Origin of the sequence: Pantoea sp. LS15 (assembly GCF_012241585.1) — a bacterium.
In the GTDB taxonomy this organism is placed as follows: Bacteria; Pseudomonadota; Gammaproteobacteria; order Enterobacterales; family Enterobacteriaceae; genus Enterobacter.
On sequence record NZ_JAAVXA010000004.1, the window covers coordinates 73,612 to 86,606 of the forward strand.

The following is a 12,995-nucleotide window of genomic DNA, read 5'->3' on the forward strand; positions in this document are numbered from 1 at the left end:
GCCGGGCTGTGCTACTTTCCCTCAGCTTCCTTCGGGTCAGTAGTCAGATTAAGAGCCTGGCGCAGCAACCGCGCATGAACAGGGCCATACACCGCTTCAACATCGGCAAAATCATTTTTGCTGAATACCGGCTCACCCTGTTCGTCAAACAAAACGTCAATAAACAGTGTGACATCGGCGCGAAGATTGCGGTGCGCACGTTCTGACACGGACAACTCACCATCCGTATCACCCGGTTTAATCACGTCCTGCCAGTGCAACCATGCTTCTGCTGATGGTTCCCTGAGCATAATCTTTACTCCATCCCATTCCGGCACTTCAACAGTAACGTGGCGGAATGCGGACTGACGCGACAGCGCGAGCTCTTTAATAGATTTCATCGGTTACTCCTTATGAACCCGGATCAATTTTCTGGGGCTTGCCCTTCAGACGCAGCGAGAATGTGGCGGCCACAACGCTGTTTGTACCTGATGACCAGGTGTGCTGGCGAACTTCAGCCAGGAACTGGAAGCCGATCCCAGAAGGGAAAATGATTTTGAAACCGTATGTGGTGTCATTGTCATACGCATCACGCAGGGCATCCTGTGCAGGGTTTGAGTAAAAGTTACCTGACAGAGATATTTCTGACTGAGCGCCCAGGCCGTTAATGTTTTCCTGTTCTGTAGAACACAGGGTCGTGACGTCGATATCCTGTTTCTGACCGCCAGTGAACTGCACCTCTTTAATGGTGCACTGCAAATCCAGATAGGTTGCAGAACCGACCGTTTCGGGCGTTGCCGGGGCAGAAGTGATCTGAATCTTCGTGCCCTGTGATTTTTCATAAAGTGAGGACATAACTGTCTCCTGAAATAAAAAACCCGCCGGAGCGGGTGGTATGGTTTAGGTCTGGTCAGACGGTGACCTGAAATTCGAGCGTGGCCCGGTGATAGCGCAGATCAGGCTCATAGCCCGGCGTTTTCACAATGCTTTCCGGCTTCAGCACCTGCAGAGCATCAAGCGCCATATTCCTGATCGTGCGCGCTTCAGTGATGGTGCTGGAATAGACATCGACCTGCACCGAAACAGAAGACTCTGCCTGGCCGCAGAGAACGTCAGCGGCCACATCAGTTATGATCGAGAAGATTACCCACGGCGGTGAAATTGAAGGTTTCCCGTCACTGCCAAGCGGTGCAACGTAGGGATAAACCTGCCCTCCGGCCAGCGGTGCCAGCAGAGGATAGAGATCGTCTTCCGTCATTTGCTTAATGCCTCATCTATCGCCTGGTTCATTCGCCTGATCGCGACCTCCGTTGCCAGCTCCTGGCGAACATCGAACGCGGGTCGCACAAACGGATGAGGCGGCATATTTACTGTCCCTATCTCAACAAACCGCCAGTAAAACGCATTTCGCGGATCGCTGGCTTTCATGGTGTTGTCGCTATTACCGGTTCGCATGTTGCGGCCACGGATATGTACGCCGGATGTAATTTCGCCACGGCGGCGTGAGCGCTGAGTCAAAACGACCACGTTTTTCTTCAGCTTTCCAGTTCTCTCAGGAGCGCGTGCGATCACTTCTTCCTTTAGCACTTCTGCCCCGGCGCGCGTGGCATCACGCAAAACCTTGTTGTTTTCAGCGCGGCTAAGTAACTCCAGGTCTTTTGCTATGTCATTCAACCCGGAGAAATCGAGGCTCGTTTCAATCATTTTTCGGCCCCCTGCTTGCATAAAATTTCGAGCTGAATGCCGCGAGAATCAGGTATCGGCGGACCAATGATATTTAAAATGACACCCTTGAACGGGCCAGTCACAACCATGAGTCTTGACGCAGCAGTTATATCGTTACGAAATCGAGTCCATACCCTGATAGTGGCTACGGCCGTTTCAGCACCTGCCGCTACAAGCTCACGCCCGCTGATACCTTTAACTTCTGCCCATATAGTCGCGCCCTCATGCCACGTTTCAACAGGCTGACCAGAATGATCTCTGGATGTTGTGATGTTCTGAATTACCACCCTGTCTCTCAGTCTTCCGGCCTGCATACCCCCCCCTACAATCCATAAATGCGGTATGGCTGCAATAGCGCTTCCACAGCAAAAGGAATGGCTGAAGTTATGTTCCCGATGTTTACCGCTTCCCTGTTTGCATACCAATGGCCAATGAGTAACAACATTGCCGCCTTAACATCATCATTAAGCAGTATCGGGTCTGGGTCGTCAGCGTAGCCAGGGCTGCTTTCCTTTTCATAGAGCGTTCGCCGTGTCCATGTCTGGATGTAACTGGCCGCCGCACCTGTGTAAATCTCAAGCAGAGCATCATCACCCGTAAAGTCGGTATCAATCCGGCAATGCTGTTTCACCACATTCTGATCAAGCATTTGTTTGCCCCGAAAAAAGCGGCCCGTAGGCCGCAATAGTTATCAGCTACCCGCGCCGGTGCTGAATGAACCGTACACGAACGCTTCAGGGCGTTTCACAGCCAGCGCCAGACGTTCTTCGCAACGGATGGTTATCATGTTTTTCTCGAAGTCGTCGGCGTTCTCCGTGGAGATAACGACGTTCGCATCTTCGCGGTCGAAGATTTGCGCGCCAGCGTTGAATGCACCGGTCAGGAATTTACCCTGGAAGGCCGCCGCTTCCGTTGCAACAACCGGAAGCCCCCACAGAGTCGGGCCAGTCAGTGCCGCCGGGTTAGCCAGGATGTAACGACCCAGGCTGTCTTTTGTCAGCTCGATCCGCGCCCAGTCAATGAAGTGAAGAACGTGACCGGATGCAGGGAAGCGCGCCAGCTGCGCCTGCAACATTGCCAGACGCAGATCGTCAATCCCGCTCTGCTGTTCCACAGTGAACGCTGGATTAAACGCCGACGCCTGAGGAACGATGCCATGCAGATGAACGCCGGTACCATCACCGAAGAGAATTTCCTGCTCTTCTGCGTACTTCAGCCCGTAGCGCATTTCTGCATCAACGGTTGACTGCAGCTGTGCGAAGTCATCCAGGATCTGCTTTGAGGCTTTGAACAGGTGGGCGATGGTGCTTACGCCAGTGATTTTCGGCGTAAACTCAATTTCGCTGTATGGTTTCTGCGTATTTTCAGGAACCACTTTCGCGTTGTTGGTAAAGCCTGTTTGCTGCACCCAGAAAATAGCCGGGGAGGAAGTGCGACCTGGTGCAATCAGATCGCGGATGAACAGGCGCTGCTTCGGCGCCGTATCAATACCCGGCAGGCGCTGAGGCTCCACAACACCATCAGGAACATCCGCAGAAGTCAAAGCAGCCTTCACAGGGATGCTGATACGTTTGCCACCTTCAACACTGGCAGCAAAGGTTTTCAGCGCCTCAGCAGAGATCACCTGCTGGCCGATCGACTCCACAACCTGCTTCGCATTTGCCAGCGGCATCTGAGCTACATGCTGTTCGAGTTCACCCATTGCGGCCTTCAACGTTTTTTCTGCTTCACGCAGGGCGTTGAACTCAGTAGCCATTTTATCAACGGCTGCCTTTGTTTCTTCTGACAGCTTGCCGGATTTCTGCGCTTCTTTGACGGCTTCTTCTGCTTTCGCGTTGAACTTACTGGTTGCTTCTTCAATGCTGGCAGTGACTTTTTTAAGAATATCGTTTACTTCAGACATAAAGGGTCCTTATTTGACTAGCGCCGCCAGGGCGTTTTCAAGTGAATTGATGGTTTCAGGTTTGATGTCTTCGGCAGCGCCCGGCGTACCGTCGTTGGTGGTGACAGCGCCAGGCATGCCACCGGATAAGGCTTTAATGAGTTTTCTGCGCTCAGAGCGCGGGGTGTTGGTCTTGGCCAGCAATGCATCAAGTTTGCGAAGCGCTGCGGAAGGTGATTCGTCGCCGTCGCTGACTGCATCAGCAGAAAGCAGGCTGTCTGCCAGTCCCTTCGCCACAGCATCACTGCCACCGATATAGCTTTCGGCGTCCATCAGCTTCTGAACGGCGGCCATATCAAGGCCGGAGCGCGCCGCGTAGATATCAGCCATAGCGGTATCGAAGGGCTCCAGTGACTGTGCCAGTTCAGCAAAGTCATGGCGATTTCCCATCGCGTATACCCAGCAGTTGTGGATCATCAGAAAGGCACCGCGACCAATCTGAATATCATCCCCGGCCATCGCAATTATCGAGGCGGCGCTGGCGGCAATGCCCAGCACCTTCACCGTTACACGGCCTTCGTATTCGCGGAGCAGGTTATAAATAGCCAGACCTTCGAACATGTCGCCGCCCGGTGAGTTGATATTCACCGTAACGTCGGCACCGTTCATCGCCCGAAGCGCACCGGCAATACGTTTAGCTGTTACCCCTTCGCCCCAGTAGTCCTGCCCGATAACATCGAAAACTGAAATGCTGTTATCGTCGGTGGCCGCAGCTTTGATCCCACCGTCCCAGCGATCCAGTGCAGACGGTAAAGTTTCACAGGTGACACGCGCGCAGGGACGACCCGCCGGTGCAGCCGGAAGTTGTTTTTTTGTCATGTGGGTTATGCTCCTAAGCGGCCTGCTTTAGAGGCGATTGCTCATATGGAATGTCGGGGAATACGTGATTGTGAAGCTCCCTGATCGCCAGTGCCTGAACGGCAGGATTACTGTTCTCAAGGTTCTTCAGTTGTGTCAGGTTGAGCTGAACGGTGTAAATGTCGCCCCCTTCAATCGGCGGCATGTTCTCCAGACGGCGAACATCATTTCGGGACATCCAGCCATTCTGAAGCGCGCTGGTATAGTATGCAGCACGACCCGCGCTGTCGGCGCGCAGCAGTCCTTCCACGGAGAATTCCGCGAACACGTCATCATCGCTGTCGAGTAAGCACCGGCCAATTTCCTGCTCAATATTCACCAGCAGCGGTCGAAGTGTGTGGGTCAGAAAAAGGAGGTTCATTCCTTCCAGGCTGGATGCCCAGCTACTCTGCTTTGTTGTATGTCCAACCATATAAGGCGGCACCCTGAACCAGCGGCAAATCTCTTCAATGCTGAAAGATCGACTTTCAAGCAGTTGCGCTGCCTCTGGATTCATGGTGACATTCTGGTACGTCAGTTTGTTTTCCAGCACCATCAGTTTTCCGGCGTTTTTTGAGCCGATAAATGACTGAAGGTTCTGACGCAGACGGTCACGCTGTTCTTTCGTTAGCGCATTCTCAGAGGACAAAAATCCGGTGCTCTGGAGTCCATTCTCAAAGATTTTCGCCGCCGCTTCATCCACCGACATAGCCGCACCAAATACATCAACACCTGCCATCGTCGGCATCATGCCGCATACACCGTCCAGACCAAATCCGCGGATGTGCATCATATTTTTGACGGGAATAATGCGTTCCGTTCCGTCTTCGGTGTACTTGTACTGCAGTACACCACTGGGGAGTCGCTTCACCACCATATTTTGTGGCAGCAAGGGCACCAGTGATATCAGGCGGTTTGCGATGAACTTCTTCTCAATGAAGGCGTTCCCGCGTAGACAAATACTGGCGACAACCATCAACATAAATCGGGATGGCGTCATTTCGGAATTAGGACGACGGCACAGCACCGAATAGGCAGGATGGTCTGTCGCTGCCTTTCGCGAGCCATCAGGCTGTCGCACGTAAATTTTCAATGGAAGTGTTGAAATCGACTCGCTTAACAGCCTGACACACGCCCAGACAGCAGAGAGTTTTATCGCTTTATCAGCGGTTACCACCTTGCCACTGCTGCTGGTGCCAAACCATTCGCGCCAGAATTCATCTGTCGTAAGACTGATTGGCACGCCCAGCCAGTTTAACAGGGCGCTTTTTACGCGCCCGGGTTGCTTGTTCTTAGCCATCAGATACCCACTATGATCGGTTCGTCAAAAAATCCATCGACATCTCCCTCTTCCTCCACTTCCCCTTCAGATGCACCGATCGCCATAGCTGAAGCCACCACGCCATCGATACGGCCTGTGCTTTTCTTCTTGGCAAAGATGCGGTTTTCTTTCTGGTCAGCCTCAGTCACAGCGGATGCCGCATTCCAGCGCAGACAGGGGTTGGTTTTTATGATGATGTCGCCGTCGTCAAGCCGTTGTTCGAAAAGCTCGATAGAGTGCGGCATCCATAATCCTGACTCCTGGGCTTTGTAATATCCCTGACCGTGGGGGATTAAAGGGACCGATACACTGGCCTCTTCCAGTTCTGGTTCAAGGTATTTAATTCGGTACTGGTCAAATGCGATCGCTTTGATAAAAAACATCTGGGATAGATCGGCTATTCGTTCAGCAACGAATCCGTACTTAACCGCTTTTCCTGGCGTGGTGTGAATGTAGCCGTCACGTTCCCAGGCGTCATAAGGCACCCGATCCGTTTTTGAGCGGTCTAAAAGTGTTTCTTTCGGGGTCCAGAATTCCACCAGCAGCTTTCTTTTTTTCGGGAAAAACAGCGCCAGGGCGGTAAGGTCCCTGCTTCCTGAAAGGTCGAGGCCTCCGTAGCATTCTTCACCCTGCAGTTCATGGAGATCGAAATCCTCTTCGCACCCCATCCACACATCGCTGCTTATCCATGGGTTATCAGCATCAACCCACTGGCAGAAGTTGAGGCGGCGGACAATACTCTCTTTCGACGGCATGCCCCTCGCCTGCGTAACCTGCTCTCGCAGATACCTTTCTGTAAAAGTATGGCCGAGAGACGGGTTAGCTTTCTTCCAGCAGGATTCGTCCTTAAACGGGTCCTCACCTTCATCAAGCGAGCAGATGAATGAAAAGAAGCTGTCATCCTCGATAGAGCCCTCAGCAACTTTTCGCCCATATTCGTGATAGTCGTAACAGACGCTGGTTTTGTCGTGGCCGCTGTTGGTGATCATGAAAATCAACGCCTGGCGACGGCCTTTCGTGCCAGCGCGCATCATTTCTACGACCTGATTGTTTTTGTGCTCGTGGATTTCGTCAATCAGGGCACAATGCGGGCGCGGTCCAGACTGCCCATCGTCAGAGCTGATGGGTCTGAAGAAAGACCCCGTCTGAAGAAAAGCCAGGTTCCACTCTTTACCGGCACCACCAGATTTATTGATCCGCTGCGCCAGCGCCGGCGACTGGTCCACCATCGCCACCGCATCACGAAACAGGATCATGGCCTGGTCTTTTTTCGTGGCCGCAGCATACACTTCAGCGCGGGGTTCTTTGTCTGCTACCAGGCAGTAAAGCGCTATTCCCGCTGCCAGCGGTGACTTTCCGGAACCTTTCCCGGATTCGACGTACACCATTCTAAATCGGCGATAGTTATCCGAGTTTTTCCAGCCAAATATCGAACCCACGATAAAGCATTGCCACGGCAGCAGATTGAAGGGCTTTCCCTCATGCTCACCGCCATTCAGCTTCAGCACTTTGGCGAAAAAGTCGATGGCGCGCTGAGCAGCTGCAGGATCCCACACCAGCCCGCGGGCGTGACAGGATTCCAAATCTTTCAGGTGTCGTTTACAGGAATTTCGGATATCTGGCCCGGCAATTTCCTTACCGGAATCCACATCCATCGCATATCGCGTTGCGGGATCAACCGAAGAACTGGTTGAGCGGGTCTTCTTCTTTTTCTCCACCATCAACTTTCACCTTCGTTCTGGCGGCCGGGGTGAGACCGAATTCAACCAGGTAGCTTTTAAAACGGCGATCGGCATCTGCCAGCATGGCGACAGCCGGATTCGCTTTGATCAAAAATCCGCCTTCTGTCTGCACGGTGTACGTTCGCCCCTCATCGGCAATTGTCAGGCGCAGCTGAAGTATGTCGGCGTAAATATCACAGAGACGTTCGAGCGCCAGCGTATCGGCAATGGTCAAAATACCCATACCGTCGAGCAGCACGGTTAGTTTTCCCCATGCAACTTTCCCCCAGTCAGTGAGGTGCTCAGGTGGGCTTGGGATTTCTCGCGCCGGAGTGGGCTCTTTGTCGTTGAGTTTGCGTTTGCCCGGGTTGCCGGTTACCACTTTCAGGTGGGTCGGTTTCGGGCGTCGTCCTGCCATCGGAACCTCCCGGAAAAAAACTTTTCATTTCGCGGTTGTGCACAAAAAGGACTGGCGGCGGTCATTCAGGGGCAAGGTTATGAACTTTTGACCCGCCCTTCCCCCGGCCCCATCAGATGAGAATCATTATCGTTTGAACCAGTGCGACGTCGGGTCGAGGGGTATGCCACTCTCGTCGCAACCGATGATAGAGCCTCTCTTCTCCATCCTCTGCTTAGTTGAATCATGGTGCTGCTTGCACAGTCCCTGCCAGTTACTACGGCTCCAGAAGAGCTTCTGGGCTTTGCTTATGGCAGCCGCATCACCAGAACGGAGCGCCTCTTTCAGTTTGTGAGGGGTGATGTGGTCAACTACCGTTGCTGCTGCCACCCTTCCCTGTTCCTGACACATCACACAGAGTGGATGGGCACGAAGGAAAACAAGACGCTCTCTGTCCCATTTGCTGCCGTAGATACGCGGTTCTTTATTCACGCCAGCCTCCATGCCCTGCGTCGCTCTGTTCGTGGCGCTGAGTCAGGATGACGCTCAACCGGTTCGCCGTCAGCATGGTCCACCAGCGAATAACACGGATAGATCACTGAGCCACCCCAAGCATCACCCACTGCAAAATCGGCAGGCTTATCACTGTCCCATCGAGATAGCACACGGCTTATACGGTGAGGCGGCACGCTGTAGCAAACACCATGAATCAGGCGAGGAAACGAAATGAATTCATATCGAGCTTTATCAGCAATGATTAGCCGTTCGGCTATTTGCATCTGGTACTGAGGAGGCCGACCAGTTCCGAGGTAAAAGCTCAGAAGGTCATCTGGGCAGCGCGCTAACCAGTCGGTTACCTTTTCGGTGAATCTGGGTACCGGCAATGCGTCGTCCTCCAGCACCACTACCCGGCAGGTTTGTTCTGCTGCCCACTCAAGCGCGCGTCGGTGATTCCAGTTAGCGCCGTGGTCACCGTCATCAATCAGCAGGTGAGCATCCAGAAGCTCAGCTAGCCGTTGCGCTTGTCCTAAGCGGGTGTGATGGCCGACCACCACAAATTTTATGTCTTCAGCCACCAGAGAATCTCCAATAAAAAAGCCGCACGATGGCGGCTACTGTCTGAATATCAGGGTGTTGCTTCGCTTTAACCCTGGTTAAAGTAAGAGGATTCAGCCAATCAGTGGTGGGACACTGCTCCTTCGCTCAGAGGGAGATGTGGCTGATCATCTTATATAAGGATTATTAATGGAAAGATTTATCCAAGATCTTAATCGCCAAATTAACGATCTTCAGCGTGAGAACCAGAAGACGAAGGCTGCAGCAAACTTTTTGCTACACAGCATAGTGAAAGTTCTTGATGAACAAAGTGGTGATGCAAAGTTTAGCGAAGCACTCAAAGCTCAGCTAAACCATGAGCTTGGCAAAATCACCATGGGGGGTACATCACAAGCTAAGCATGCGATCAATGAGCTGATGCAACCACCAGTCAAGACTATGTTTGGCAATTCACAGCCCGAACCTTTCTTGAAATAACTATTTAAGCCGCCGCCACATCTTCAGCAACTTGTTGAATAAGCGAGGCGGCTTTCTTGAGGGCTAATGATTCATAAAGAGAATAATTAGCGTTTTTTTCTGGCTTAATATCAACATCGAATTTAAGTACCGGAATTGATTGCGAATTTATTTGATACACGGTTATAGCTGCAATTACCAACTCATTCTCCAAATGAATCGATTTTACTTTCATACTGAATTTTTTCATTTTTTTCTAATCTCATTTATGTTTCCACCAAGCATTCTCTTTGCCGATGCCATCAGTTTTGAAAACGGTATGCACCAGGGGGCCGGTGACCAGCCTGTCAGCGAATGACTGCGCGACAATACCGAACGCCAGCATGTCACCCACCGCAGCGCCAGCCTGCTCTTTCTTCCAGAAGCGATAACTCTCGACCCGGTAGTAAAGACGGATGATGCCATGAGCGAACGCCATTACATCAGCGCGGCTGCCACCCAGCAGACCAGCGTTAAGCATCACATTATTGCGGTGCTCTTCAATGAAATCCTGATAGATACGCTCCGGATGATTCTGCTTTGCCCATGTGTCGGCGTAGGTCTTCGGTTCAGAACCAACGTAAACATTCCCGGGCTGCATTTCATCCCATGGCGCGCGCAGCATTTCGACATCGGCTCCATCGGTACACCAGACGAACCGGTATTCAGGGTGATCACGCAGGTGCTGCCAGATGTGCAACCAGCGCCGGAAGTAGACATTCATCTTCACGTCAGGAACGCGGTACATCTCAACGTCAGCCGGGGCAGTCTGCAGCTCATCCACCAGCGCGACACGTCCACAATTCCGAAGCGAAGAGGCCCATTTAGTCAGCATGTCAGGAGAGGCGCTCATTTTCGTACCGCGCTGCGGGTCAGGCTGGCTGGTCAGTAACGTAGTGATAACCACGTCGCGCTGTCGCCGGTACTCCACATAACCGGTAAACCCAGCATCACGCCGTTCGTTGTGGATTTTAACGTTACGTTCCACCAGTGCCTGTCGGTCTGGTTTCGGTACCGAACGCTCTACGGCCTCATGCTCATCAAGAGAATGAATCAGCTTTTCTGAACCGACGACATCAGCGTAAGCCCACGTAGTCATTCCGGCGTTATGAATCCGCAGGGCAAGGTCACTGTGTTCGTACATGCCGCGACCATAAACCGGATCGAATCCGCCCACCTTCTCGATGGCGCTGCGGTGGTAATAAAGCATCACGCCACGCTGCCCGGTATACGCCACATGCTGATCGTCACGGTAAAGCACCGAAAGGTCATTGAGCTTATTCTGGCCAGCAAGATCGAGGAACTGGTAAGCCAGGTGTGGCTCGGGTGATTCGATGTAGGGAAGATGCCAGTTATCGGCGATAGGCCAGGCATCATCATCCCACAGAAAAAGATGCTCGCACCCGGCATCCATCAGGGCTGACAGGCTGGCGTTCTTCGAAGCAACAATGCCGAGTGATGTTTCATGGCGAAGCAGCTGCACGCCGTGGGGAACTACCGTTGCAGGTTTTGAACCATCATCCACAACCACCACCAGCGCACCAGCTGGCAGGTGCTTCATGTGCTGTTCGAGTGCACGCTTCAGAACGTCGGCGCGGTTGTGCGTACTGATGGCAATGCCAATCCGAGATGCTGAAGTGCAGGCTGGCACATACGGGACACCATCAATTGTGACCTGCATATTTATCCTACCGTATGTAAATTTATGAGCTTATCCGCTTGATTGGATAAGGATTATAAAAAATTGTTTAAATATCTGTTATAATCACTCGTTTAGCTTAATGAATGTTGTTAGGTTTGACGGTTTCCATAGCTGAAACTATCCACTCCCATAGCTTATATTAGGAATAATCACATGAACCGTGAAATGTTTAGTAGACTGATTGCTGACAAATATCAAGCTGTACGAATTTCAAAACTAATAAATAACGAAAATAATCTTGCAACAGTTCTTACATCACACCTCTTACTTGAAAATTTTTTAGAGGATTGGATATGCAGTCACTTGGGGGTTGAGTATTTATTTAAAAAACAAGAAAAAGGAAACGGTAAAATTAATTTTAGGATGAGTTTTGACTCCAAAGCCAAATTAGCACAAAGACTCGGTATCGCATTAGATGTCTATGACGTTATTGATGGACTAAATGGAATCAGGAACGATTTCGCCCATAAGGTGGATCATGACGGACCTAGCAAAGATAAAATAAATGCACTAATAAAAAAATGTTCATCATTTACTCCTGCTGGAGACATCCCTTTATCCGATCCAAACTTTGAAATTGGTATTTCTTCAAATGATGGTAGAAATGAACAGATATTTAAAGTTAACGATGATAAAACACCTATAAGAATTAAGTATTTTGCAATTGCTTATTATGTTATGTTTGTGCAAATTATTAAAGTGATTGGCTAGAAGATTTAAAACATTGAAGAGCCAATTTCACTAAAGCGATGTTAAACGGAATCTACATCATCTAAATCAAAAAGCTCACCAGCATGTGAGCTTTGTTATGGCTACTCAATCGTCCAGTTGCAATACACCATGTTCAAGCGAATCTGAGTATGCGATCAGCCCAGTGTATGCTGGAATAATTTCGCCACTATCCGCTTCGAACTCCGGGATTGTCCAGGTGGTAATGGTGTATTGAGGCGCACCGTCTTCTTTTGCGAAATTATCCAGGTCTTCGATTTGTTTGGCGGTGAGAACTACAGTCATGCTCATTCCTCAGTTATTAAAAAGCCCCGCTATTGCGAGGGCTTTTGGCATAATAAGGATTTTTAAATTACTCATGGGTTTATAAATTGAGCAAAGTCAAAAAATAACCATCAAGAGATAAATCACTTACTATGATACATTGCATGTAATTTTTTACGCATTTCTTTTATTGCTTCCTGTATCGCTATCCCTGACTTCTTGATATCCTCTGCAATTTCTTCATCAATATAATTATTGTCATCCAAACGTTGATAATTATTAATCGCCAAATTAAAATGATCATCAATTAGCGACATCTCAGTTTCTAACTCATTAAACTGTAGTCTACATAGCATTTCAATTTTAACATGCAAATCATCCTTCGCCTGATTCATTTTCTGATTGAGCTTTTCCTTGTGGCGCCTATCCAAGGCAGTAATATGCATTTGATAGAGCACATCCATCAGAAGCTTGTCCCATTCAACGAGCAATAAATAGAGAGTTTCTATATTTTCTTTTCTTTTTAATTTCTGTGCATTCTCCCATTCTTTTTCTTTTTGTTTCGTCCAGCTTGATAGTGAAAGTTTATAAGAGATGAATGCTCCAGCTAAAGTACCACCTAATATTTGTATTAAAGCGAGTATGACTTGTGTATAAGACATGGTGTAGCCTTAAAATCTAGAAAAGCTATAAGTATACCTGATAAATTTTTTTCTTAAAGATTCATTTAATTAATAGAATTTTGAATTATTGATGTTGTGAACAATTTCTTGCCCATGCTTTGTTATGTACAAGGATGTCTTTCTTCGTCTGGCGGTCCAGTACAT

At 50.1% G+C, this 12,995-nt stretch carries 18 protein-coding genes and 1 pseudogene; 2 read left to right on the forward strand and 17 right to left on the reverse strand.

Features of this window, described 5'->3' with window-relative positions; genetic code table 11:
- Nucleotides 1-11: 11 nt before the first annotated feature.
- From HED65_RS07985 to HED65_RS08045, 13 genes and pseudogenes are all read right to left on the reverse strand, one after another.
- Entirely contained in the window at nt 12-380 is a 369-nt protein-coding gene (locus HED65_RS07985) for a phage tail assembly chaperone (RefSeq protein ID WP_060569265.1), read from the reverse strand.
- A 34-nt stretch (nt 381-414) separates the two neighbouring features.
- Nucleotides 415-834: pseudogene (locus HED65_RS07990) on the reverse strand (phage tail protein); the annotation flags it as partial.
- A gap of 55 nt (nt 835-889) precedes the next feature.
- Complete coding sequence (gene gp17, locus HED65_RS07995; RefSeq protein ID WP_114978153.1) at nt 890-1,237, reverse strand: tail completion protein gp17; 348 nt, start codon at nt 1,235-1,237, stop codon at nt 890-892.
- Nucleotides 1,234-1,683 (reverse strand): HK97-gp10 family putative phage morphogenesis protein, encoded by a 450-nt coding sequence (locus HED65_RS08000; RefSeq protein WP_114978154.1) that lies wholly within the window; start codon nt 1,681-1,683, stop codon nt 1,234-1,236. Before HED65_RS08000 ends, gp17 begins: the two co-directional genes overlap by 4 nt.
- Entirely contained in the window at nt 1,680-2,018 is a 339-nt protein-coding gene (locus HED65_RS08005) for a phage head closure protein (protein WP_114978155.1), read from the reverse strand. The genes HED65_RS08000 and HED65_RS08005 overlap by 4 nt, the downstream gene beginning before the upstream one ends.
- A gap of 8 nt (nt 2,019-2,026) precedes the next feature.
- Nucleotides 2,027-2,353, reverse strand: a complete 327-nt coding sequence (locus tag HED65_RS08010; RefSeq protein WP_114978156.1) for a head-tail connector protein — start codon at nt 2,351-2,353, stop codon at nt 2,027-2,029.
- Nucleotides 2,354-2,395: 42 nt separating this feature from the next.
- A complete protein-coding gene (locus HED65_RS08015) occupies nt 2,396-3,607 on the reverse strand; it encodes a phage major capsid protein (RefSeq protein WP_114978157.1) in 1,212 nt (403 codons plus the stop codon).
- Nucleotides 3,608-3,616: 9 nt separating this feature from the next.
- Entirely contained in the window at nt 3,617-4,465 is an 849-nt protein-coding gene (locus HED65_RS08020) for a head maturation protease, ClpP-related (protein WP_114978158.1), read from the reverse strand.
- A gap of 13 nt (nt 4,466-4,478) precedes the next feature.
- Nucleotides 4,479-5,783, reverse strand: coding sequence for a phage portal protein (locus tag HED65_RS08025; protein ID WP_114978159.1), 1,305 nt, complete (start codon nt 5,781-5,783; stop codon nt 4,479-4,481).
- Entirely contained in the window at nt 5,783-7,525 is a 1,743-nt protein-coding gene (locus HED65_RS08030; RefSeq protein ID WP_114978160.1) for a terminase large subunit, read from the reverse strand. The genes HED65_RS08025 and HED65_RS08030 overlap by 1 nt, the downstream gene beginning before the upstream one ends.
- Nucleotides 7,479-7,943 carry a phage terminase small subunit P27 family gene (locus tag HED65_RS08035; protein WP_047174718.1) on the reverse strand — a complete coding sequence of 155 codons (465 nt, stop codon included), beginning with the start codon at nt 7,941-7,943 and terminating at the stop codon, nt 7,479-7,481. Before HED65_RS08035 ends, HED65_RS08030 begins: the two co-directional genes overlap by 47 nt.
- 126 nt (nt 7,944-8,069) lie before the next feature.
- The gene (locus HED65_RS08040; RefSeq protein ID WP_047716573.1) at nt 8,070-8,414 is read right to left on the reverse strand and encodes an HNH endonuclease signature motif containing protein; all 345 of its coding nucleotides are present in this window, start codon (nt 8,412-8,414) and stop codon (nt 8,070-8,072) included.
- Entirely contained in the window at nt 8,411-9,001 is a 591-nt protein-coding gene (locus HED65_RS08045) for a glycosyltransferase family protein (RefSeq protein ID WP_114978161.1), read from the reverse strand. Before HED65_RS08045 ends, HED65_RS08040 begins: the two co-directional genes overlap by 4 nt.
- 166 nt (nt 9,002-9,167) lie before the next feature.
- On the opposite strand from HED65_RS08045, the gene HED65_RS08050 reads away from it, so the two are divergent.
- On the forward strand, nt 9,168-9,455 hold the full coding sequence (locus HED65_RS08050) for a hypothetical protein (protein ID WP_114978162.1): 288 nt from the start codon (nt 9,168-9,170) through the stop codon (nt 9,453-9,455).
- Between the two features lie 4 nt (nt 9,456-9,459).
- Here HED65_RS08050 and HED65_RS08055 read toward each other — a convergent pair whose 3' ends face one another.
- Nucleotides 9,460-9,684 carry a hypothetical protein gene (locus HED65_RS08055; protein WP_114978163.1) on the reverse strand — a complete coding sequence of 75 codons (225 nt, stop codon included), beginning with the start codon at nt 9,682-9,684 and terminating at the stop codon, nt 9,460-9,462.
- Between the two features lie 12 nt (nt 9,685-9,696).
- Complete coding sequence (locus tag HED65_RS08060) at nt 9,697-11,154, reverse strand: glycosyltransferase family 2 protein (protein WP_114978164.1); 1,458 nt, start codon at nt 11,152-11,154, stop codon at nt 9,697-9,699.
- A 174-nt stretch (nt 11,155-11,328) separates the two neighbouring features.
- Between HED65_RS08060 and HED65_RS08065 the strand changes: the two genes are divergently transcribed.
- On the forward strand, nt 11,329-11,886 hold the full coding sequence (locus tag HED65_RS08065) for a hypothetical protein (RefSeq protein ID WP_114978165.1): 558 nt from the start codon (nt 11,329-11,331) through the stop codon (nt 11,884-11,886).
- Nucleotides 11,887-11,991: 105 nt separating this feature from the next.
- On the opposite strand, the gene HED65_RS08070 is transcribed toward HED65_RS08065, so the two are convergent.
- Nucleotides 11,992-12,189 carry a hypothetical protein gene (locus HED65_RS08070; RefSeq protein WP_114978166.1) on the reverse strand — a complete coding sequence of 66 codons (198 nt, stop codon included), beginning with the start codon at nt 12,187-12,189 and terminating at the stop codon, nt 11,992-11,994.
- A 122-nt stretch (nt 12,190-12,311) separates the two neighbouring features.
- A complete protein-coding gene (locus tag HED65_RS08075; RefSeq protein WP_114978167.1) occupies nt 12,312-12,830 on the reverse strand; it encodes a hypothetical protein in 519 nt (172 codons plus the stop codon).
- Nucleotides 12,831-12,995: the final 165 nt, after the last annotated feature.